This is a genomic window from Bacillus clarus (assembly GCF_000746925.1).
GTDB lineage: Bacteria > Bacillota > Bacilli > Bacillales > Bacillaceae_G > Bacillus_A > Bacillus_A clarus.
In genome coordinates, this window is record NZ_JMQC01000008.1 from 1,862,196 (window position 1) to 1,883,092 (window position 20,897).

Here is a 20,897-nt window from a genome sequence, read left to right on the forward strand (position 1 = left end):
GCGAGCCACTTCCACCTTTTTTATAGTAATTCAAATACTCCTGCAGCTCCCATTCCGCCACCGATACACATTGTTACGATACCGAATTGTTCGTTGCGGCGTTTCATTTCATGAATAAGAGATAGTGTTAATTTTGCTCCTGTACAGCCAAGCGGATGTCCAAGTGCAATTGCACCGCCATTTACATTTACTTTTTCTTCGTCTAATCCAAGTTCACGAATAACTTGGATTGATTGCGAAGCGAATGCTTCATTTAGTTCAAATAAGCCGATATCAGATAGCTCTAATCCCGCTAATTTTAATGCTTTCGGAATTGCAGCAATCGGGCCAATTCCCATTACTTCTGGTGGTACACCAGCTACTGCAAATGAACGGAATTTTGCAAGTGGCTTCATGCCATCACTCACTGCTTTTTCACGATCCATTAATAGTACAGATGCTGCTCCATCACTCATTTGTGAAGAGTTACCAGCCGTTACAGAACCGCGAACGTTAAATGCTGGACGTAATTTCCCTAAAATATCTAGCGTTGTATCCGCTCTTACACCTTCATCTTGTGAGAAAGTAAGCATTTCTTCTTGAATTTTGTTATTTGCTCCAACCGTACGTAGCATTACATCTACAGCTACTGTTTCGTCAGCAAATTTCCCTTCAGCTAACGCTTTTGCTGCGCGCTGATGACTTCTTACCGCGAATGCATCTTGCTCTTCACGAGAAATTCCATATTTCACAGCAACTTGCTCTGCTGTATGTCCCATTCCCATATAATACTCTGGAGCCGCTTCTACAAGACGACTATTCGGACGAACAACATGCCCCATCATTGGAACTAAACTCATTGATTCAGCTCCGCCAGATAATACCGCTTCAGAGTGACCAAGCATAATGCGCTCAGCTCCATAAGCGATACTTTGTAAGCCTGAAGAACAGTAGCGGTTAATTGTAATAGCTGGAACATCGTAAGAAAGTCCTGCTAATCCGCCAATATTACGAGCCATATTTAAGCCTTGTTCTGCTTCTGGCATCGCACAACCGAAAATTAAATCGTCGATTGGCCCTTCATAGTTATTTGCACGTTTTAACGTTTCTTTTACTACTAACGCCCCTAAATCGTCAGGACGAACTGTTTTTAATGAACCCCTCTTTGCTTTTCCAATTGGTGTTCTCGCTCCCGCAACAATGACAGCTTCTCTCATGAACGATATCTCCCCTCGTTATTAGTTACGTAATGGCTTTCCTTTTACAAGCATGTGCTGCATTCTTGCTTGTGATTTCATCTCACTTACTAAGCTAATAAATGCTTCACGTTCTACATCTAATAAATACTGCTCATCGACTTCTGTTCCGTACGGTACTTTTCCGCCGGCAATTACATATGCAAGTTTCTTCGCAATGTGTAAATCATAATCAGAAATGTAACCAGATAAGTGCATTGCTTCTGCTCCAAGTAAAAGCGTCGCATATCCTGTTTCACCAACAACCGGTATCTTTTTACGAATCGGTGCTTTATAACCAGCTTCATATAAAGCAAGCGCTTTTTGTTTCGCATCATATAGTAAGTGATCACCATTTACACTAATACCATCTTTATCGCCTAAGAAGTTACGAGATACCGCTTCTTGTGCGGATGTAGACACCTTCGCCATCGCTACGGATTCAAATACTTTATTCGCAACTTTTTGCAGGTCAAACTCTACACCGTTTGCCATTTTGTTTAAATGCTTAATGTATAGCTCTTTATTACCACCACCACCAGGGATTAAACCAACACCTACTTCTACTAATCCCATGTACGTTTCACTAGAAGCTTGAATGCTAGCTGCTGGTAAGCAAACTTCTGTACCACCGCCAAGTGTCATACCATATGGTGCTGCTACGACTGGCTTAGAGCTATATTTAATTTTCGTCATTGCATCTTGGAAGTTTTTCACGACCCACTCAATTTCAAAGTAGTTGTCGTCTTGTGCTTCCATTAAGATCATTGCAAGGTTCGCACCAACGCAGAAGTTCTTCGATTGGTTTCCGATAACAAGGCCTTTATAATTCTTTTCCACTTCATCAACAGCGTAGTTAATCATTTGCGTAATATCCATACCAATCGCATTGCTCTTCGAATGGAATTCTAAGCAAAGGATGCCATCGCCTAAGTCGATTAAGCTTGCTCCACTATTTTTCTTCAACACGCCGTTTTTCTCTTTTAATTGTTTAAGAGAAATTGCTTTTTTATTGCGTTCAATTAACTTATATTCACCATTATCATAATAGTAGCTATCACCATTATCATGTTTATAGAAAGTAGCAAATCCTTTTTCTAACATGTCTTTCACCCAAGCAGGTACACTCACGCCGTTTTCTTCCATTTTTTGAACAGATTTTTCAACGCCAATTGCATCCCAAATTTCAAACGGTCCTTGCTCCCAACCAAAGCCCCATTTCATCGCTTGGTCAATTGCAACGATATCATCAGCGATTTCTTTATGAAGTTTTGCTGAGTATAAAAGAGTTGGTGTAATAATGTTCCATAATAACTCTCCTGCACGATCTTTCGCATATACAAGCGCTTTCAATTTATTCGCTAATCCTTTTTCTTGCTTACTTAACTCTACGGATGTAGCTTTTAATTTTTTACGCGCTTCATATTCCATCGTTCCAGGATTTAATTCTAAAATTTCTTTTCCTTGTTTTAAGAAGAAACCTTGACCCGTTTTACTTCCAAGCCATTTTTTATCAAGCATATCATGCATGAAAGCAGGTACTTTGAATACTTCACGTTCTTCTTCTTGTACATTTTCATATACATTGTTTGCAACGTGTACAAATGTATCTAAACCAACAACATCTAATGTACGGAACGTCGCACTCTTCGGACGGCCAATTAACGGACCTGTTACAGAGTCAACTTCTCCAACGCTATAGCCGCGTTTGATCATTTCTTGCAATGTCACAAGTAAGCCGTACGTACCGATGCGGTTGCCAATAAAGTTTGGTGTATCTTTTGCGATGACAACGCCTTTTCCAAGAACGTCTTCGCCAAATAATTTCATGAAGTTTAACACTTGTGGATCAGTTTCTTTCGTCGGTATTACCTCTAGAAGTTTTAAATATCGTGGTGGGTTAAAAAAGTGTGTTCCTAAGAAGTGTTCCTGGAAGTCGTCTGAACGACCTTCTGCCATTTTTTCAACGGAAATACCTGATGTATTTGAGCTCACAATCGAGCCAGGTTTACGAACAGCATCTACTTTTTCAAATAGTTTCTTTTTAATGTCTAAGTTTTCAACAACTACTTCAATAATCCAATCTACATCAGCAAGACGCTCAAGATCATCTTCTAAGTTACCCGCTTCAATCAGTGCTAGATTACCTTTCACTGTCAGAGGAGCTGGTTTTTGCTTTACTAGTTTTTGTAGTGCCACATTACTAAAACGATTTCTCACACTTTTATGTTCTAATGTAAGTCCCTTCGCTTCCTCTTCTTTCGTAAGCGTCTGAGGTACAATATCAAGCAATAATGTTGGTATACCGATATTCGCTAAGTGTGCCGCAATCCCTGAACCCATTACGCCAGAACCGAGAACAGCAGCCTTTTTAATTTGGAACATCCATTTCTCCCCCTATTCTTGAATGAATGCTCATTCAATTTTTCGACATAAGTCGCAATCAATGAGTGAGCCTCTACTAATAAATATATGCTACTGTTTAAATTTTCGCAATATATTTAATGATAAAATTTTCTGAAATAAATATTTTTCTTTTATTCGGCTATGCTATACATGTGTATTTCTTCGCTAAAATACACTTTTTCCTTTTTATAATCTGACGAAACTGGAGGAATATATATGTCAAGACTGAAGAAAGACCCTTCAAAAGCTGGCGTTAGTGCAGCAAGTGTAACCGGAAATGCAGGTCCGCATAATCGCGGTGTTGAAAAAGGACGTCAAGGTAATAACCAGCAATACAAGAAGCATAATACAGGAGAAAAATAACGCTATATTTTTGGGCAGAGAACGTGGCATAATGAAGATTGGGCTGCTTTTTCTGCCCATTTTATTTATACATATGGAAAACAAAAGAGGGAACGATGATGAAACGAACAATAATCATGATTGTAATGATTGCTACACTATTTACGGGTATGATTTTCTTCTCTTATGCACAAAGACAAACAGATGTAAGAGTGGATCAACCTAATATTACTGGGCAATACGGGATTACAATCGACGCGGACACAGGTGAAATTTTATATAGAAAACGTGAAGATGAACGTTCTTATCCGGCTAGTATAGCTAAAATGATGACAACTCTTCTCTTACTAGAGAACGTAAAAGAAAATGAAGAGATTACAGTGACAGAAAATGCGATAAAAACAGAAAGTCAAAGTAAAAAAATCAAACTACGTGCTGGTGAAAAATTAAAACGAGACGAAGCATTAAAACTTATGTTGATTATTAGCGCAGATCCGATTGCTGAATCAATTGCCGAACATATCGCAGGATCAAAAGATGCGTTTGTTAAGATGATGAATGCTAGAGCGAAGGAGCTTGGAACAAAACATGCAACTTTTAAAAATGCAAGCGGTGCTGACGCTCTTGGCAATAAAGTATCACCATACGACATTGCCATCATTACGAAAGAAGCATTAAAATATCCAACTGTTCTAGAGTATATGAACTCAACACGTACAACACTACATACTTCAGAACGATCTCCAAAAATCGCAAATTATGGACGCGAAGAACTATATGATGATCCATATGCAATTGGAAGTAAAAGCGGTCTATCTGCTTTAGGAAAATATACAGTCGTAACCGTCGATGAAAAAGACGGAAAACGTGTCATTAACGTCGTATTATCTTCTACTCGTACACAGCTATATCCTGATACGAAGAAAATGGCACATTACGCATTTCAGCAATTAAAATAACCAAGGAGTATGTTCTCCTTGGTTATTTTTTGATCATACCTTTTAATACGAACGCAACGTTTGCTGGACGCTCTGCTAAACGGCGCATGAAATAGCCATACCAGTCGTTTCCATACGGTACATAAACACGCATTTTATACCCTTCTTTAACAAGCTCAAGCTGACGCTCTGTACGAATACCAAATAACATTTGGAATTCAAATTGATCCCTTGAAATATTGTGTTCTTCGGCAAGTTTTTTCGTATATTCAATAATCGCTTCGTCATGTGAAGCAATTGCAGTGTAATTTCCATTTAATAAGTGCATTTTAATAATTTTTTTATAATTGTCATCTACATCTTTCTTGTCCGGGAACGCTACTTCTTCAGGTTCTTTATAAGCCCCTTTTACAAGACGTAAATTAGGACTATATGCATTTAAATCCTCAATATCTTTTTCTGTACGATATAGGTAAGCTTGAATAACAGTACCGATATTATCGTACTCAGACTTTAATTGTTTAAAAATATCAATTGTTTTACCGCAGCGTGTATAGTCTTCCATATCGATTGTAACAAACACACCATTTTCTTTTGCAGCTTCTAAAATACGACGCATATTATTCATTACGATATCATCAGAAATATCTAGCCCCATAGACGTCATTTTTAATGAAAGCTGTGAATCAAGACCTTCTCTTCCAATCGCACGAATTGCCTCAATCGATTGACTAGCCATTTCATTTGCTTCTGCTTCATTGTCAACAAACTCACCTAAATAATCGATTGTTACACAAAGACCTTGCTTGTTTAATTGTTGAATTGCCGCTGTCGCTAATTCAATTGTCTCCCCTGCGACAAAGCGGCCTGCACCAAAGCGTAAACCGTACTTTTTAGCCAGTTTTGTTAGCGCTTTATTTTTTGACAAGAAAAGAAACGAATTTCGCATTAATTGTTCCATGTAATTCACCCCTATGACTGTACTTTGTCTGTTTTTTACCCCTCTTCAAAATTATATCATTCTTTAAAATTATTTGATACAAATAATTATTTAGATAATTTATAAAATACTATCAAAATGATTAAAAGCTTACATTCTCGCTTTCGAATATAACAAAATTTTTTTCGACATTTAGAGAAAAACGAATTTACTAAGTAAAAAATAAGCGTGCCAAAAATATTCGACATGCTTCTAAAATCTTTTATATTCCATGTAAATTATATAAGAATATTAATATAAAAAATAAAAAGTTTGAGGCAAAATCCACCTCAAACTCTATTACTTATCATTTCGCTTCTCTTCATTCAACTTTTTAATATTTGTAATTAACTGTACCATCTCTTCTTTCGCATCTGGATATGTCTCGTTCCAATGCTTCACTAAAGCTGGCATCGTTTTAGCAATGTAAGAATATAACGCCCATTTTTCTACTTGTGCTTTGCGCTCTTCATTGCTTTCCCCTAGTAATAGTTCTGTATACTTTTCAAGTAAACCATCAAATTGCTCATTAAACTTCTCATTCATATTATTTTCTCCTCTACATAACGTTATAAAAAAAGCAGCGAATATCGCTGCTTTTTCTTATAATTTTGATCGAACAGAGTTTAATTTCTTCTCCATTGTGCTTTCTTTATCGCGACGATCGTCGATACGAATTGTTGTCGCAACGCGCTGTGCACCTTTCGTATATGGTACTTCATGCATTTGTTGAATTACTTCTAATATGACAGGAAGATCTCCTTCAATTACTGTATTCATCGGTGTTAATTGATATTTCACGCGATCAGCATTTTTCTCTAACACTTTTTGTACTTCTGCTACATATGCACTAACGCTTGGGTTACCTGTTCCTACTGGAATAATGGATACATCAACAATTGCCATGATTGTATTCCTCCTATAAAGTCATTACTTATTATATATTGTACCGAAATAACCCTCATTTTACTAATAATATACAAGCCTAACCTCTTATTTCTCTACTAAATTTCCTAAGTTTGTCAATCTTTTCACCGTATTCGCTCCTCATTCTAAATGGCTCACTCCCTACAATAATTTCCTTTCAAACAGGTTTCACTATGCCCCACTTGTATAAATACAAATAGTTCTTTATTCTTAAAATAGAATCTCATTTGTTCGGAGGGAATTATGTTACAAAAATTCGGTTTCTCACAATATGAAAGTCAAGCGTATGAAGTTGTAGTCTCGAGCGATGAACCTTTAGATGCAACGACGATTGTCAAACATTCAGGTGTTCCAAAAGCAAAAATATATGAAGTATTAGCGCGCCTTATTGATAAAGGGATGGTTATGGATTCCGTCTCAGAAAAGAAAAAATTATATACAGCTTTACCCCTAAAGCTTGCCATTCAAAAGTTAACAACAGAGTTCCAATCTAATATTAAAGAACTCGAAACAAATATTTCAAAAAAATCATTTACAGATGACCGCGTTTGGAGCTTAAAAATGCAATCTTCTATTCAAGTACAAAGCAAACAAATTGTTGAAGACGCAAAAGAGTCCATCCGTATCTCTGCTTGGAATGATACGTTCTTAGAATACTTACCTTTACTTGAAGAAAAGGCGAAGGAAGGCGTGGATATTGAAGCCCTCATCGTAGGTAAAGCAGATACAGAACTAAAGAATATTCATTTTCTAATCCCAACTGAAGAGCCTAATGCACTAGAACGTTATTTATTACTTATCGTTGATGATCGTGAAATTTTATTTGCTGGAGTAGAACAAAATTCTTGGCAAGCGATGAAAACAATGTCACAACCATTCGTAAAGTTCTTTACAGAATTTTTCTACCATGACGTTGCGCTCGCAAAAATTACTGAAAAGCATCACGATCTCTTTATGCAAGATGAGGAAATTCGAAGTCTTTTAATAAAATTGAGATATTAAAAAAACGCCTTTGTTTCAAGGCGTTTTTTGTTATGCTTTTTGTCTCGTTTTTAACACATATGCCCCAGCAATTATAAATTCAATCCCTAAATAAAAAGGTACTTTCAAATTTGCTAAAATTATCTTTTCTTACATTCTTATATATAATTATCATGTAAAAGGACTTACTATCACTTAGTCTTCTCCTTTATCTCCATCAACAGCTCAATGATTTTCTCATTTTGCTCCACTTGTTTCTCTGAATTTTGATGGATGAAACGAACCCATCTAAATACAAAAAGAACTATGAATAACGGCAATGCTGTGAATAAAAAACCAATTATTGAATAATCCATATATCATCACCTCGATACGTACAACCTTCTACATTTAACTGGTAAACCCTTCAACTGTTTTCGAAATAGAAAAAGAACCTATCACACGATAGATTCTTCTTTTGCAAACTGAGAACGGCGCCCTCTCGTAATGGAGAAGATAGCACATAGAAGAGCTAATATAACAAATCCGCCGCCTACCCAAGCGTTATATATAACTGATGATTTCTCAATAACAACTCCGCCTACTGTTGAACCGAGTGCAATCCCTAAGTGAAGCGCAGAGTTATTTAAGCTTTGCTGAATACCAGCTGATTCTGGTGCAATTTCAATTAAATAATTTTGCTGCGCTGGTGAAATGGCCCAGCTAAGCATACTCCATAATCCCATCATAATAATGAATAATGGGAATGAGAATGTCATCATCGGTAAAATAAAGATTGCACATGCAAATACGATAATAATGGAAATAATACTTTTCTTCGATCCCCATTTATCAGCGAGCCAACCACCAAATCCGCCGCCTATTACAGCTGCAATTCCGAAAATAAAGTAAAACACACTAATCCAGTTTGCCTCAACATGCATCACATCTTTTAAAAATGGTGTTAAATATGCATACAGTGTTAAATGCCCCGTCAAAAATAGAAATGACGTTAGCTGTGCACTTACAATTTTTTTATCTTTCAAAGTAGCAATTTGTTCTTTTATTGATAAAACAGATACTGGTGGAACTTTCGTTAAAAATAATGAAATACATGCAATAGCAATGACCGTTAATACCGAAATGAGCACAAATGGTGCACGCCATCCGTATGCATTCCCAAGTACAAGACCTAGCGGTACGCCAAGTACAAGCGATCCACTAATCCCCATAAAAATAATGCCGATTGCACGCGCACGAAAATGCGGTTCCACGACACTAGAAGCTAGTGTTACAGACAGTGCGATAATAAGCGATCCACTCGCTGCACAAACTACCCTTGAAAACATTAACATTCCATAATTCAAACTAAACGCTGAAATAATATTTCCAAGTAAGAAAATCGATAATGCCCCTATATATAATGTTTTCCGCTCAAACTTCCCTGTTAAGGCTAATAAAATCGGCCCTGACAAAGCAAAGACAACTGAAAATATTGTAATAAGCTGACCCGCAGCACTAATAGATACGCCTAAATCGTTCGCAACTAAATCAAGCGTTCCTCCTATAATTAACTCCACCGTTCCGACTACAAATGCCGCGATGGCTAAAATATACACACGAAAATTCAAGTTTCCCCCCACACTTTCTCTTTTGGTTACTACAACTATAGTAACCAAAAGAGAAAGTTCAATCAAGCACAATTTTTTACAACACAAAAAAAGCAAACGTATCATACGTCTGCTTTTTCACTCATTACACCCCAGTTTCGTTCTTTTTATTTAAATACCAGTAAACCGGAAGTCCTGTAAATACTATTCCAATTGATAAGAAACAGCTCAATGGATCATTAATAATCGCACTTCCAATTACAAACAATGATCCTAAAATTGCAATGATTGGTACAATCGGGAATAATGGCACGCTATATGCGCGTTCTTTATCTCTGTTACGTTTACGTAAAATGAAGACACCGATAAATGTCATTACGTAGAAAATATAAATAATGAATACGGAAATCTCCGATAGCTTATTCGGATCACTAACAATCATTAAAATAATCCCTAATATAATTTCAACAGTAATCGCATTTGCTGGTGTTTTAAACTTCTCATGTGCCTTTGCGATAAACTTAGAAAATGGGAGCTGCCCACGTTCTGCCATCGACATCGGTATACGCGGGAATGTTAAGATCTTTCCATTTAAGCAACCGAAAATAGAGATAATAATGCCGATACTAATGATTTTTCCGCCATATTCTCCGAGTAACATGCCTGCAGCTGTCGCTGTCGCATTTTCTCCAAGGTCTACAATCTTCGCTGCTGGTAACACATTTAATAATGCTAAGTTAATTAATACGTAAGCAGCTGTTACAATTAAAATCCCGACTGTCATTGCCTTCGGTAATAACTTTGTTGGGTTTTTCATTTCTCCGCCGATAGAAGCAAGTAAAATCCAGCCATCATAAGCAAATAAAGTCGCTAAAATAGCCATCCCAATACTTTGATTTTCTGATATCGGTACAACTACGTTAAAAATATCACTGTTCCCTTTCCAAAAACCTAGCACAACAATTAATACGATTGGAATCATCTTTCCAACTGTTGTAATCGTTTGGACAATGCCACCATACTTCGTTCCCATACTATTTATAACACCGAGGAACACAACTGTTCCAATTGCAATTGGTAAGTTCCATACTTTATCTAAATAGAAAAAGTTAATCATTAAAGAACTAAAGTATAAACCTAACGTTCCAATAATCGCTGGACCATATACGATTGTTTGCATCCAGCCTGATAAATATCCCCAAAAGCTTCCGTAAATCTCCTCTAAATACGTATACAAACCACCATTTTTGGGGATTTGTGCCCCGATTTCAGCTACTGTTAAACCACTTGCTAACGTTAACAGTCCACCAATTACCCAGGCCAAAATAGCCATATTCGAACTCCCTGAGTAATCTAATACGCTTCCTGGTTTCATAAACACACCAGATCCAATAATAGTCCCTACAACGATTGAAAGTGCTACTGTTAAACCAATTTTGTTTTTCTCATCATGATGCATGCTGCGTATCCTCCTTCCAATTCTAGTGTGATGCAAAAATGAAATAAAAAAACACTCCTCCCTAAAAAGGGACGAGTGTTATATTCGTGGTTCCACCCTTGTTTCAATTCGTAAAGTTACGCACTTCACCAATTTCTCAAGTCTAGATAACGGTTTTTGCCGGCAAGCAATTACTTAGATGTCCGTTCACTGCTGCAGTTCAGAGGTGGTAATCCATTTTTCCGTATTAGGAAGCTCACAGCCAAAGGCCTCCCTCTCTGAAAATCGTAAAAAATTGATCGTGTCCTCATCATCACTTCTTGATGTCGAATTTTGTAGTTATTGTTCATTATATTGAATCTTTAGAAAAAATCAATATATTTTTTTATATAACACAATAAAAGTATTACTTCTTATATTGTAACAGAAGTTATACTATTTTTCGAATTCCCAAAAAATTACACAATGCATATATGGAGGTGTTATTATAATGATTGCTATTCTTTGTATCGTTGCAACAGTTCTCTCTTTTATCTTTGCTATCCTATATCGACAGAAATATCCTGGATATAGTATTTTAGCTGTGGCTATTATACCGGCTGTTTCTTTCTACCTATTAGGTAAATTCCAATATACTGAAGTATTTATTGGATGTGCAATCTTCTACTGCATCTTTGGATATATACTAACTATGAAAAGAAGCTCAACAAACCAATAAAAAGGACTGATTTCTTTCTAAAAAAAAATCAGTCCTCGAATAAACTTTATATCGTATCTTTCTGTTGCCCATGCGAAAGATACGATATATTTCAATTATTTATTGTCCTTTTTCATGAAAAATTTACGATCTGGAAAATCAACATTCAAATCCGCTAATTGTGCTTTGGCCTTTTCCATAATTGCTTTTGCTTTTTCTTTTGTGGCATCATCTAGATTAGCAAAAATGTCCTCAAACTTCTCTCTTTCTGGAAGCTTCACTCCTAGTTCTTTCAACTTTTCTTTTGCTTGCTCATGACTTAATGCTCCGGATTTTTGCTGTTCCATTATCGCCTTTGCTTTTTCTTTTGTCGCTTCATCTAGGTTAGCGAACATTCCCTCGTGCTTCCCTTTCTCTGGAAATTTCACTCCTAGTTCCGTCAACTTTCCTTTTGCTTGCTCATGACTTAATGCTCCGGATTTTTGCTGTTCCATTATCGCCTTTGCTTTTTCTTTTGTCGCTTCATCTAGGTTAGCAAACATTCCCTCGCGCTTCCCTTTCTCTGGAAGCTTTACTCCTAGTTCCTCTAATTGTTTCTTCGAGTCTTCCATGATGATCTTTACTTTTTGTTTCGTTGCTTCATCTAAATTTTTCTTCGTATTTCCTTTTGTAGCTTGTTCAGCTGCTGATGTAGTAGCGCTTACGTTGTTCGTTGCCGCAAATGCAGGCATACCTACTCCACCCATGATTCCCAATGATAAAGCTCCTGCAGCCACTAAATACCCAACTGTTTTTTTCTTCATAGGAAAATTCCTCCTTCATGTTATACCAATTACACTTCTACAACATGTACACTTTCGTATACAATGCAAATAGTAATGCTGTTTTCTTAATTTTTCCTTAACTACTTTTAAAGGAGTATGTTTTGCACTTACGATTGCAGAATAAATTCCAATCAAAAAACGCCGCTCATCCCGAGCGGCGTTTTTCTATGCATTTTGTAATTGTACTTCTTTACGTTCCATTACTTTTCTTAATACAATTGTTTGAGTCATTGTAAATAGGTTACCTGTTATCCAATACAATACAAGCCCTGACGGTGCCGCAAATCCCATAAATAAAATCATTGCTGGCATCATAATTTGTTGCATTTTAAGCATTTGAACTTGCTCTCCAGGTGTTGTATTTGATTGAAAAACCTTCATTTGAATAAATGTTGTTAACGCTGCAAGAATCGGTAATATATGATAAGGATCTGCATGTCCTAAGTTCACCCATAAAAATGAAGATGTACGAATCTCTTCGGTACGGCTAATCGCATAATACAAAGCTGAGAAAATCGGCATTTGTATAAAGATTGGCCAGCACCCAGCAAGTGGATTCCAACCGCCTGATCTCATTAGTTCTGACATTTCTTTTTGGTACTGCTTTTGTTTTTCAAGATCTTTACTCACATCACCATGTTTCTTCTTCAGCTTCTGTAATTCAGGTTGCATTTTTTTCATTTTCATTTGACTACGATATTGCGAAACAGCTAATGGAATCAATGCTGAACGAACAACGAGCGTCATGATAATGATAGCAATCCCAAAGCTTTCTCCAGGTATGTGATGAGCAACAAATTGAATCATAAACGAGATTGGATATACGAAATAATGATTCCAAATCCCAGTACTATGTGCATCAATTGTGCCTGCATTACTGCAGCCAGATAAAACAAAAACAAGTAATACTGATAAACTAACGAGCACAGCTCGGTATGATTTTAACATGTTCATTCCTCCAATGTTTCGTAATTAGTTAGCGAAACATTGGTGTATACGGACCGACCTCGTCACTCTCATCGCTTGATTCTTGTCTGCGAACCGAGCGAATCATTCCATATTTATAAAAAATAGAGAAAAGCGGTACATTTCCTATACCCTCTTCACATGTATCAACTAGCGTGAAAGCTCTCTGTCTACCGCTTGATGCTTGCTGACGTACGAAACGAGAAACATTAGCAAGAAAAAAGACTTCTAATAAACAAAGCGCTGTCGTTACAAACGATATATATAGAATCGCATCTTGCAATAAAAATTCCATCGCTTCACATCCTTAATAAAGTCATTTTAGCACATTCCACAAACATTCTCTATTTCCTTTTATTTTCAAAAAAAATATTTTGCATATTTTCTCAAAAAAACAATAATAGAAAAACATTGTATTCGCTTTCTTTAGTATATTCACACATATTATTGAATAGGCTTAATTTATTAGAAATTTATAAAATTTTCGTATAATAATAAAACGGTTGCCAGTTTTTGAAAAAAGCATTATTCTCTTCTTGTAATCAAAAATGAATATGGAGATGAAACATACTATGGGTCAATTAGGAGACGCCGATTACGTTCCCGATACCGCCTTTTTATCCTTCCCAGCAGCTAGAACATTTCACTTAGAATTTATCATACAGTTGGTTGTTATTTTTGTAGCTTCCATTTTGTATGCTATTTCTATGAATATGTTTTTTATCCCGCATAATATGATTAGTGGCGGATTTGCTGGTGTGGGGATGATTATCGGTTATTTAATGCATTATAACATCGGTGCACTTATCTTTTTACTAAACATCCCGCTTCTTATTTTAAGTCACTTTTACTTAGGAAAGAAGACAACCTTTTTAACAGCTTACTTCGTGGCCGTATCATCTTTAGCCATGAACATTATCCCAGTACATCAAGTTTCAGAGGACATTTTACTTTCTTCTGTATTCGGTGGTGTCATCTGCGGCGCAGCCTCAGGTATTATATTCCGATTCGCTTCTTCAACAGGTGGATTTGATGTTGTTGGATTGATCGTAGCGAAATATCGAGATGTTTCCATTGGAGCAATCATCTTTGTATTTAACTTAATCTTACTCGTTGCAGCAGGATTTATTTTCGGATGGGATATTACACTTTATACGTTAATTAGCCGATTTGTAGTCAGCAAAGTGATTGATGCTGTACATACAAAACACATTAAATTAACGATAATGACAATTACAGAAAAAGGCGAGGAAATAAAAAGCGCACTATTGCATCACGGCATACGCGGCGTGACAATGGTAGATGCTGTCGGCGGCTATACAAACCATAAGAAAAAAATGATTTACACTGTCGTAACTCGCTATGAGTTAGGCGAAATGAAGCGTATCATTCGCCAAGTAGACAATCGAGCATTTATGAATATTACTGAAACCGTTGAAATCGTTGGACGTTTCAAACGTATATAAGAAAGCGCAAGGAACTACAATTCCTTGCGTTTTTATTTTATTACACTTATTACAAAATCAGATAATTCTATTATTACGCCGCTAAATGTGTTATAATAAAATTGAACTTACAAAAAAGAATGCATAGACTTGGAAGTTTCTCTTATTTTTATAGACAAAAAGAAACGAGAAGTCGGGTATACACGAATCATCTCATTTATTCTTCAACAATCTTTTATAAAAAGATACGTACAATTAAAATCCACTTCAATATACTATACCTACCTTGTTAACTTCCAAATCATCTTATTACATAAGGAGATGAACATATGAATCAATATATACGATACACAGTTGCTGTTCTGTTTGCCATTATCGGTGGTGTGATTTGCTTCTGGACAAACATTCAGCTTGGAGAACATATCATTTTTAATGGAATCGAATCCCTTGTAAGCGCTTCAATTTTAGGCGGCTACATTTTCTTCCTCTTCAATCCAGAAGAAAATGCTCAAAAAACAATGTTATTAACAATGATCGGAATCGTTGGTGGATGCATTTCCTACTCAATGACAAACTATACATTACCACTTCAATTAAGCTCAGCTTTCTTCCACGGTCTTTGGACTTGGTTTATCGCATTCTGCCTAGCAGACGTATTCAACCTATTACAAGACCCTAAAGAAGAAAATGGCCGTCAAATTGAAAGTAACTCTTAAGCTGGCAGATCACTCTTCCAGCTTTTTTAATTTCGAATTACATACCCTAGATGGTACTTCTTCGAATATATCAACGATTTCTTCAATATAGCAGCGTTTCAACACAGAATATCGATTTACCGACAAATTCCGACAATCCAAACGCACAACATACCCTATCCCCCAAGCAACTTACTACCGAACTCCACGATTAAAAAGATAACTAAAAGAATCGCGAATATCTTTAATGCTACATACGTCACTTTAAAAACAGCATAAATGAGTAGGATTAGCAAAATAATCTTTAAAATTTCCATATTCACTTCCTCCAAGCTTTGCTCTTCTTATCTCATTTTACTCGCCTCAGGCTTTTTATGAAATCCAATAAGATGACATATAAAAAAGAGGATATCCTACTCCGCGTAAGATATCCTCTCCTTCAACTGCTCAAACCATTCTCGCTCTAACTGCCAAAAGCCCATTCCACTCTTTTCGGCATTCTTTAACTCTTTCTCTGCTTTCTTCATGTAAACGTGAAAGGCATCCGCATCATTCTCTAAATATTTGAGAATTCCTTGCATACGATAATATCCGTATAAATCCATTCTCGTAATTGCTTTTGCATGCTTCTCTGCTTCTTGTAAGGAAAGGGTGTCCTTATGATAGAGCATTTTATATAAGAGATACCAACTATGAAAACTACTAACGAAGTATTTATTTTCTTTCGTTACAGGTACGTGAACAATTCGTTCTAAATAAGATATCCCTTTTTCCATTCCCTCTTGATCACAGCGGGCATAAAAAACAAGCATAAGATGGCTCATTATTTTCTTTATATCTTTATCGCCCTTTATTTTTTCTTCACTTATTTCTACTAGCTGCTCGTTCCAATCTTTCGGCCTTTTTGAACTTAATAGTTCACTTGACACTTGAATGCTATGTAAATGTTGCTTCGCTCTCTCATCGCCCTTAACTAAAATAAAAAATTGCATGCCATCACTAAGCACCATTCCCTTTAGTGGAATTGCTGTAGCGAAAAAGATTGTGAAATGTAATACTGAAAAATATAAAAGATATTGATAATAACTCACCATATATATGTAACCTGACACAATGCCGAATACTACACTCGTTATCGGACCACTTAAAGTCATCCATGCCCATTTTTTTGAAAGGTTCGGTGTATGTATAGAAGGTGGCACTAGCATTGCAACGCCTCCAAAGTACCCCCACAATTTATTTTCTCGAATTCGTATTTTCCCCTTTTCTTTTTGGACAGTAATAAGCCCTACTGTCATAAACTTAAATTCCAAACCGCCCATCAAACCGAATATTACATGACCTAGTTCGTGAATAGCTATCACTAACAATACAATTCCAAAAACTGTCCACATTTCTACAATTTGCTGTACTTTTTCTATTCGAATGAACCCATATAAAGCGGAGCAAATGAAAGCAACGAACATTGAAAAAGCAGGCCTTCTTAAAATATCCACCGTTTTCCCCCTCCCGATACTCTGTGCTCTAATAAATCATTTTTTTATGCATTTCATACATGAATTTGCCGATATGCAATATCCAGATGAGTGAGACTAAACCAATCAGTAAAAAATTCATATCATTTGCTGCTGTATATATAACAGTAGCAAGCCAAACAAAAGCAAGTACTCTATTCATAAATTGGTACGTTTTATATCCGGCTTCATGTACAATATGTTCTAGTCCTTCATCTGCATTTTTCGTCCACATTTCCATTGACTCCATATATGTAACTTCCTGATTGGGATACAACTTATTATAACGGTTCTTCATAACTATCCCTATAATGACTACAATGAGTAAACATATAATAGAAGCTACCATATTCCAAAGTGCAAGTGAAAAGTCTTCCCCTTTTATAAACACACGGCTACATACAATTATTGTATAAACAAACCATGACTGCGTGACTATATCACCCACACGTAAATACATTAATATAATTCCTAACTTTCTCCCTTGTACACTTTCTTCTTCATCACGTAACTTAGCTAACATACGTGTATTTTTCCAAGCATAATAAATCATTATTATCCCGAATATAGTAAATGTACCCATTAAAATATAAGGTGGCAATTTTCTTGATCCTTCCGAAAAAAGATCTAATGCTATATACGATGCAAAAAAACCACCTACCATACTTAACAAGAACTTTCCAAAATTATAAAAAGGCTTCTTAAACTTACTCTCCATCTCCATCTTCCCCCTCCACTAACGTAAATATCTCCTCCACCGGCACACCAAAAATTTGTGCAATTTTTAGCGATAATACAATAGACGGCGCATAATCACCACGTTCAATTAAGCTAATCGTTTGCCGTGATGAACCGATCGCTTTGCCTAAATCCCCTTGTGACAAACGATGCTTTGCCCTATATTCCCTCACTCGATTTTGAAGCTTCATATCCTACCTCTTCTTCTTTTATTTAAATAAAATTGTAAATAATATCCGGTTTTTTGTCAATTATTATTGTCAATATGACGTTAATAATTGACAAAACTAACTCTATATTATTATATACATAACCTATATAATAAATTTTAAATATTAAATATAGGAGGTTATATATGAATAAAACATCTACCTTTTCTTACATTCTTACTAAGTTAACGGCAACTTGCTTATTATTTTTATTAATTGCTAGTTTTGTTCTCTCCACCGCTAGTAAGCAAACGATGTATAGTTTTCTAAATGGGTTACATGAACTTCTCTTTGCTCCATGGACAGTCATCCTTGCTTCTTATGCAATTTTTTGTTCCGTTTGCATTGATAACGTTAATTTTAAACAACAAAATACAATGAAAAAATTATGTCTTTATATTCTTTGCGGTTATTTATTTTTTCTTCCTTTTCAAGTGTTTCAAGGGACAGGTCTAAGACCTTTACTTTTCGCGGGATCAATTGGGGCAATTTGTTCTGTTTTCTTCTATTTATGTACAGTCATAGCAAAAAGATTTAAATGGCTTCAATATCTCGTACCTAGCATTATGCTTATCACATTTATCTCTATTAACTTCGTTGATGTAACACAAAAAGAACAGTGGAAAGAGAACAGAACGAAACATTCATTTGAAGCATCTTTTCAACATTTTAGCGGTGAGCATAAAATTCCAATCGAGTTAAAGCGTGGTGACATACTGGAATTTACTATTGAATCGCCTTCAGAAACTCCGGATGCCTACATTGAAGATGTAAAAATGGCTAGTGAGTTTCAAGAGGAAGAAAAATATTTAGCTTTAACAGACCACAACACATACCAGTTCGCGGCAGTCAAAACTGGAAAGCATTATATTGTAATTAATGGAAATAACCTAAAAGGAAAACTGCAAGTAAATTGGAACATAAAATAAAAAGGCAGTGCTCAACAGCACTGCCTTTCCTACTTTTTGACATAGAATGGATTCCATATTAACTTGCGTTTTGTAAGAATACACGTTTTAACTGTTTGCGGAAGCGGATACCTAACGTACTTACTACAATGATAACTACTCCGAAAATAATTTTACCGATATGACCTTCTAACACTCCGAAAATATCATGTAAGTTGCCACCTAACCAATAGCCACCAATTAAGAAGAACGATACCCAGAATAAAGCACCTAAGTAAATCGTAATTGCAAAGCGGCGGAACGGTAAATTAATGATTCCTGCAAAATATCCTGTAAAGTGACGCACCCCTGGAATGAAGAAGCCGATAAAGATAAGAAAATATCCATACTTATCAAACCACATTCTTGTTAAATCAATTTTTCGTTGTGTTAAAAATACATATTTTCCGTATCTCTGTACGAACGGCATACCAAGCTTATTTCCTAAAAAGTATTGAATCGTCATTCCTACACTCGTTCCAATAAAGGATAAAACAATTAAAATTGGCAAACTTAAGTCGCCTTTATGTGCTAAAAATCCTGCATATGCTAGTGTTGGCTCCCCTGGAAACGGAAGAGCAATATATTCTAACAGCAATCCTACAAGTACAACATAATACCCATACTGCTGAAATAATTCATGAACCCATTCCATGTCATCTCTCCTTTACGTGTTTCTAACGTACAAACTGTTACTAATATTGTATAAAAAAATTGTCGAAATAACTATCACAATAGCTTACATTTATATTACATTTTTGTAAGAAACACACTCTAATTTACAGGGTTATATTTTATTATGCAAATTACACATTAAAAGTAAATATGCGCTCTCAATCAATACTCGCCGAGATTTATTTAACAATAAATTCCAATCTCTTTTTTAGTACATAAAAATATCCCTCTATACATCTTTATAAAAAACCATATCAAACTCATATTAACTTCATATAGACTCCATATATGTATTGTAAGATTATATCGGAATTTGTTGAAAAATTTAACACTGTATGTACTTTATATTGAATTTAATCAATGTAAATTTTTTTCTGAAAAATCAAATTAAAGGAGAATACAGATGGAAGCTTATATAATGCACAATTTCATTAACACAAATGTTGAAGCGCATCCTCATGAAACCGCTTTTAACTTACATATATGTGAAACAAATGAACTTGAAGTAAGTTTAACTAAGTCAACAACATTATCTTTCATCGTTTCAAAAAATAACATTAAGATTATCACAAAAAAATGGGTTAATTCTAGCCAAGAATGCATGATTGGTAAAAGTTACATCATTCCAACTAGAGCATTTCACTATTTTTTACCTATTATTTCAGAAAATGAAGACGAAATGAATATTCAATTTCAAAGCTTTGGAGTACACGGTGAACTTTTACTTAATGAAAGATTACTAATTAATAAAAATAACAAGAACTCACAAAAAATCACTATTTTCTTTGAAACATTAAATGAAAATATTCATCAGGCATTACGTGGATTAAAACTTCACTGCATTTAATACATTTTATAACTACTAAATTAGTAAAAGGAGTTTATTATGAAAAAACTATTATCACTCATTATTTTATCAGCAGGATTATTTGTAGTTCCATTCACATCTGCTGAAGCATCTGCAACTACGCAAGAACTTATTGTAGATACAAACACAAATAAAATGGACTTTTATCAAGATGGAGCATTCATAAAAAGCTTTACTGTCGCTACTGGAAAATCAGCGACTCCAACACCAAAAGGAACATTCATGATTGTAAATAAAATAAAAAATCGCCCTTACTATACTGGACACATTAAAGGTGGAGATCCACGTAATCCACTTGGTGATCGTTGGATGGGATTAAATATGGCAGGAACTTATGGAACAACGTATGCAATTCATGGTACTAACAATAATCAAGCAATCGGCAAAGCTACGACACTTGGGTGCATTCGTATGTATAATGCTGATATACACTGGCTATTTGAGCGCATGAGTGAGAAAGCTACTGTTACTGTAAAATAGCCTAAAAAACACGATTTACACTTGG

Annotated in this window: 24 protein-coding genes and 1 other annotated feature; of the genes, 9 read left to right on the plus strand and 15 right to left on the minus strand. The window is 35.6% G+C overall.

Annotated features, from left to right (window positions below):
* Window positions 1-20: 20 nt before the first annotated feature.
* Together DJ93_RS10555 and DJ93_RS10560 are read right to left on the minus strand one after the other, a co-directional pair.
* Window positions 21-1,196 (minus strand): acetyl-CoA C-acetyltransferase, encoded by a 1,176-nt coding sequence (locus DJ93_RS10555; protein ID WP_042980726.1) that lies wholly within the window; start codon window positions 1,194-1,196, stop codon window positions 21-23.
* 21 nt (window positions 1,197-1,217) lie between these two features.
* Window positions 1,218-3,599: a 3-hydroxyacyl-CoA dehydrogenase/enoyl-CoA hydratase family protein gene (locus DJ93_RS10560; RefSeq protein ID WP_042980727.1), complete on the minus strand. Its 2,382-nt coding sequence runs from the start codon at window positions 3,597-3,599 to the stop codon at window positions 1,218-1,220.
* Window positions 3,600-3,836: 237 nt separating this feature from the next.
* Here DJ93_RS10560 and DJ93_RS10565 point away from each other — a divergent pair, with 237 nt between their 5' ends.
* Both DJ93_RS10565 and DJ93_RS10570 read left to right on the plus strand, forming a co-directional pair.
* Window positions 3,837-3,983 (plus strand): YuzL family protein, encoded by a 147-nt coding sequence (locus tag DJ93_RS10565; RefSeq protein WP_042980728.1) that lies wholly within the window; start codon window positions 3,837-3,839, stop codon window positions 3,981-3,983.
* Between the two features lie 98 nt (window positions 3,984-4,081).
* Window positions 4,082-4,921 (plus strand): D-alanyl-D-alanine carboxypeptidase family protein, encoded by an 840-nt coding sequence (locus tag DJ93_RS10570; RefSeq protein WP_042980730.1) that lies wholly within the window; start codon window positions 4,082-4,084, stop codon window positions 4,919-4,921.
* A gap of 22 nt (window positions 4,922-4,943) precedes the next feature.
* Here the strand turns inward: DJ93_RS10570 and DJ93_RS10575 are convergent, their stop codons facing one another.
* The 3 genes from DJ93_RS10575 to DJ93_RS10585 all read right to left on the minus strand — a co-directional run bounded on the left by DJ93_RS10575 (window position 4,944) and on the right by DJ93_RS10585 (window position 6,785).
* The gene (locus tag DJ93_RS10575) at window positions 4,944-5,861 is read right to left on the minus strand and encodes a proline dehydrogenase family protein (RefSeq protein ID WP_042980731.1); all 918 of its coding nucleotides are present in this window, start codon (window positions 5,859-5,861) and stop codon (window positions 4,944-4,946) included.
* 318 nt (window positions 5,862-6,179) lie between these two features.
* Window positions 6,180-6,425: a YusU family protein gene (locus tag DJ93_RS10580; RefSeq protein ID WP_042980732.1), complete on the minus strand. Its 246-nt coding sequence runs from the start codon at window positions 6,423-6,425 to the stop codon at window positions 6,180-6,182.
* Between the two features lie 57 nt (window positions 6,426-6,482).
* The gene (locus DJ93_RS10585) at window positions 6,483-6,785 is read right to left on the minus strand and encodes an MTH1187 family thiamine-binding protein (protein WP_042980733.1); all 303 of its coding nucleotides are present in this window, start codon (window positions 6,783-6,785) and stop codon (window positions 6,483-6,485) included.
* Between the two features lie 264 nt (window positions 6,786-7,049).
* Here DJ93_RS10585 and DJ93_RS10590 point away from each other — a divergent pair, with 264 nt between their 5' ends.
* Window positions 7,050-7,808 carry a TrmB family transcriptional regulator gene (locus DJ93_RS10590; protein WP_042980736.1) on the plus strand — a complete coding sequence of 253 codons (759 nt, stop codon included), beginning with the start codon at window positions 7,050-7,052 and terminating at the stop codon, window positions 7,806-7,808.
* A 416-nt stretch (window positions 7,809-8,224) separates the two neighbouring features.
* Here DJ93_RS10590 and DJ93_RS10600 read toward each other — a convergent pair whose 3' ends face one another.
* A complete protein-coding gene (locus tag DJ93_RS10600) occupies window positions 8,225-9,409 on the minus strand; it encodes an MFS transporter (protein ID WP_117287884.1) in 1,185 nt (394 codons plus the stop codon).
* 112 nt (window positions 9,410-9,521) lie between these two features.
* Window positions 9,522-10,835, minus strand: coding sequence for an APC family permease (locus tag DJ93_RS10605; protein ID WP_042980740.1), 1,314 nt, complete (start codon window positions 10,833-10,835; stop codon window positions 9,522-9,524).
* A 64-nt stretch (window positions 10,836-10,899) separates the two neighbouring features.
* Window positions 10,900-11,137: a binding site (T-box leader), on the minus strand.
* A gap of 167 nt (window positions 11,138-11,304) precedes the next feature.
* On the opposite strand from DJ93_RS10605, the gene DJ93_RS10610 reads away from it, so the two are divergent.
* Window positions 11,305-11,532, plus strand: a complete 228-nt coding sequence (locus tag DJ93_RS10610) for a hypothetical protein (protein ID WP_042980741.1) — start codon at window positions 11,305-11,307, stop codon at window positions 11,530-11,532.
* 95 nt (window positions 11,533-11,627) lie between these two features.
* Here DJ93_RS10610 and DJ93_RS10615 read toward each other — a convergent pair whose 3' ends face one another.
* From DJ93_RS10615 to DJ93_RS10625, 3 genes are all read right to left on the minus strand, one after another.
* The gene (locus tag DJ93_RS10615) at window positions 11,628-12,314 is read right to left on the minus strand and encodes a hypothetical protein (RefSeq protein WP_042980743.1); all 687 of its coding nucleotides are present in this window, start codon (window positions 12,312-12,314) and stop codon (window positions 11,628-11,630) included.
* 186 nt (window positions 12,315-12,500) lie between these two features.
* Entirely contained in the window at window positions 12,501-13,283 is a 783-nt protein-coding gene (locus DJ93_RS10620) for a membrane protein insertase YidC (protein WP_042980744.1), read from the minus strand.
* A gap of 28 nt (window positions 13,284-13,311) precedes the next feature.
* Window positions 13,312-13,596, minus strand: coding sequence for a hypothetical protein (locus DJ93_RS10625; protein ID WP_042980745.1), 285 nt, complete (start codon window positions 13,594-13,596; stop codon window positions 13,312-13,314).
* A gap of 277 nt (window positions 13,597-13,873) precedes the next feature.
* Here DJ93_RS10625 and DJ93_RS10630 point away from each other — a divergent pair, with 277 nt between their 5' ends.
* The gene (locus DJ93_RS10630) at window positions 13,874-14,767 is read left to right on the plus strand and encodes a YitT family protein (RefSeq protein WP_042980747.1); all 894 of its coding nucleotides are present in this window, start codon (window positions 13,874-13,876) and stop codon (window positions 14,765-14,767) included.
* Window positions 14,768-15,075: 308 nt separating this feature from the next.
* Window positions 15,076-15,462 carry a DUF3938 domain-containing protein gene (locus DJ93_RS10635; RefSeq protein ID WP_042980748.1) on the plus strand — a complete coding sequence of 129 codons (387 nt, stop codon included), beginning with the start codon at window positions 15,076-15,078 and terminating at the stop codon, window positions 15,460-15,462.
* Window positions 15,463-15,617: 155 nt separating this feature from the next.
* On the opposite strand, the gene DJ93_RS30420 is transcribed toward DJ93_RS10635, so the two are convergent.
* The 4 genes from DJ93_RS30420 to DJ93_RS10650 all read right to left on the minus strand — a co-directional run bounded on the left by DJ93_RS30420 (window position 15,618) and on the right by DJ93_RS10650 (window position 17,884).
* Window positions 15,618-15,758, minus strand: coding sequence for a DUF3985 family protein (locus DJ93_RS30420; protein ID WP_080743436.1), 141 nt, complete (start codon window positions 15,756-15,758; stop codon window positions 15,618-15,620).
* A 96-nt stretch (window positions 15,759-15,854) separates the two neighbouring features.
* Window positions 15,855-16,937: a M50 family metallopeptidase gene (locus tag DJ93_RS10640; protein ID WP_080743437.1), complete on the minus strand. Its 1,083-nt coding sequence runs from the start codon at window positions 16,935-16,937 to the stop codon at window positions 15,855-15,857.
* Window positions 16,938-16,965: 28 nt separating this feature from the next.
* On the minus strand, window positions 16,966-17,673 hold the full coding sequence (locus DJ93_RS10645; RefSeq protein WP_042980749.1) for a DUF3169 family protein: 708 nt from the start codon (window positions 17,671-17,673) through the stop codon (window positions 16,966-16,968).
* Window positions 17,663-17,884, minus strand: a complete 222-nt coding sequence (locus DJ93_RS10650; protein WP_042980750.1) for a helix-turn-helix transcriptional regulator — start codon at window positions 17,882-17,884, stop codon at window positions 17,663-17,665. Before DJ93_RS10650 ends, DJ93_RS10645 begins: the two co-directional genes overlap by 11 nt.
* 164 nt (window positions 17,885-18,048) lie before the next feature.
* On the opposite strand from DJ93_RS10650, the gene DJ93_RS10655 reads away from it, so the two are divergent.
* On the plus strand, window positions 18,049-18,831 hold the full coding sequence (locus DJ93_RS10655; protein ID WP_042980751.1) for a hypothetical protein: 783 nt from the start codon (window positions 18,049-18,051) through the stop codon (window positions 18,829-18,831).
* Window positions 18,832-18,889: 58 nt separating this feature from the next.
* Here DJ93_RS10655 and DJ93_RS10660 read toward each other — a convergent pair whose 3' ends face one another.
* Complete coding sequence (locus tag DJ93_RS10660) at window positions 18,890-19,504, minus strand: DedA family protein (protein WP_042980753.1); 615 nt, start codon at window positions 19,502-19,504, stop codon at window positions 18,890-18,892.
* 423 nt (window positions 19,505-19,927) lie between these two features.
* Here DJ93_RS10660 and DJ93_RS10665 point away from each other — a divergent pair, with 423 nt between their 5' ends.
* Together DJ93_RS10665 and DJ93_RS10670 are read left to right on the plus strand one after the other, a co-directional pair.
* Window positions 19,928-20,371: a DUF3978 family protein gene (locus DJ93_RS10665; RefSeq protein ID WP_042980754.1), complete on the plus strand. Its 444-nt coding sequence runs from the start codon at window positions 19,928-19,930 to the stop codon at window positions 20,369-20,371.
* Window positions 20,372-20,410: 39 nt separating this feature from the next.
* Window positions 20,411-20,872, plus strand: a complete 462-nt coding sequence (locus DJ93_RS10670; protein ID WP_042980755.1) for a L,D-transpeptidase — start codon at window positions 20,411-20,413, stop codon at window positions 20,870-20,872.
* The last annotated feature ends 25 nt before the right edge of the window (window positions 20,873-20,897 follow it).

Bases quoted from the DNA above. Each gene is read 5' to 3' on its own strand.
- DJ93_RS10555 (WP_042980726.1), bottom strand. From the start codon at position 1,196: ATGAGAGAAGCTGTCATTGTTGCGGGAGCGAGAACACCAATTGGAAAA.
- DJ93_RS10560 (WP_042980727.1), bottom strand. From the start codon at position 3,599: ATGTTCCAAATTAAAAAGGCTGCTGTTCTCGGTTCTGGCGTAATGGGT.
- DJ93_RS10565 (WP_042980728.1), top strand. From the start codon at position 3,837: ATGTCAAGACTGAAGAAAGACCCTTCAAAAGCTGGCGTTAGTGCAGCA.
- DJ93_RS10570 (WP_042980730.1), top strand. From the start codon at position 4,082: ATGAAACGAACAATAATCATGATTGTAATGATTGCTACACTATTTACG.
- DJ93_RS10575 (WP_042980731.1), bottom strand. From the start codon at position 5,861: ATGGAACAATTAATGCGAAATTCGTTTCTTTTCTTGTCAAAAAATAAA.
- DJ93_RS10580 (WP_042980732.1), bottom strand. From the start codon at position 6,425: ATGAATGAGAAGTTTAATGAGCAATTTGATGGTTTACTTGAAAAGTAT.
- DJ93_RS10585 (WP_042980733.1), bottom strand. From the start codon at position 6,785: ATGGCAATTGTTGATGTATCCATTATTCCAGTAGGAACAGGTAACCCA.
- DJ93_RS10590 (WP_042980736.1), top strand. From the start codon at position 7,050: ATGTTACAAAAATTCGGTTTCTCACAATATGAAAGTCAAGCGTATGAA.
- DJ93_RS10605 (WP_042980740.1), bottom strand. From the start codon at position 10,835: ATGCATCATGATGAGAAAAACAAAATTGGTTTAACAGTAGCACTTTCA.
- DJ93_RS10610 (WP_042980741.1), top strand. From the start codon at position 11,305: ATGATTGCTATTCTTTGTATCGTTGCAACAGTTCTCTCTTTTATCTTT.
- DJ93_RS10615 (WP_042980743.1), bottom strand. From the start codon at position 12,314: ATGAAGAAAAAAACAGTTGGGTATTTAGTGGCTGCAGGAGCTTTATCA.
- DJ93_RS10620 (WP_042980744.1), bottom strand. From the start codon at position 13,283: ATGTTAAAATCATACCGAGCTGTGCTCGTTAGTTTATCAGTATTACTT.
- DJ93_RS10625 (WP_042980745.1), bottom strand. From the start codon at position 13,596: ATGGAATTTTTATTGCAAGATGCGATTCTATATATATCGTTTGTAACG.
- DJ93_RS10630 (WP_042980747.1), top strand. From the start codon at position 13,874: ATGGGTCAATTAGGAGACGCCGATTACGTTCCCGATACCGCCTTTTTA.
- DJ93_RS10635 (WP_042980748.1), top strand. From the start codon at position 15,076: ATGAATCAATATATACGATACACAGTTGCTGTTCTGTTTGCCATTATC.
- DJ93_RS30420 (WP_080743436.1), bottom strand. From the start codon at position 15,758: ATGGAAATTTTAAAGATTATTTTGCTAATCCTACTCATTTATGCTGTT.
- DJ93_RS10645 (WP_042980749.1), bottom strand. From the start codon at position 17,673: ATGGAGAGTAAGTTTAAGAAGCCTTTTTATAATTTTGGAAAGTTCTTG.
- DJ93_RS10650 (WP_042980750.1), bottom strand. From the start codon at position 17,884: ATGAAGCTTCAAAATCGAGTGAGGGAATATAGGGCAAAGCATCGTTTG.
- DJ93_RS10655 (WP_042980751.1), top strand. From the start codon at position 18,049: ATGAATAAAACATCTACCTTTTCTTACATTCTTACTAAGTTAACGGCA.
- DJ93_RS10660 (WP_042980753.1), bottom strand. From the start codon at position 19,504: ATGGAATGGGTTCATGAATTATTTCAGCAGTATGGGTATTATGTTGTA.
- DJ93_RS10665 (WP_042980754.1), top strand. From the start codon at position 19,928: ATGGAAGCTTATATAATGCACAATTTCATTAACACAAATGTTGAAGCG.
- DJ93_RS10670 (WP_042980755.1), top strand. From the start codon at position 20,411: ATGAAAAAACTATTATCACTCATTATTTTATCAGCAGGATTATTTGTA.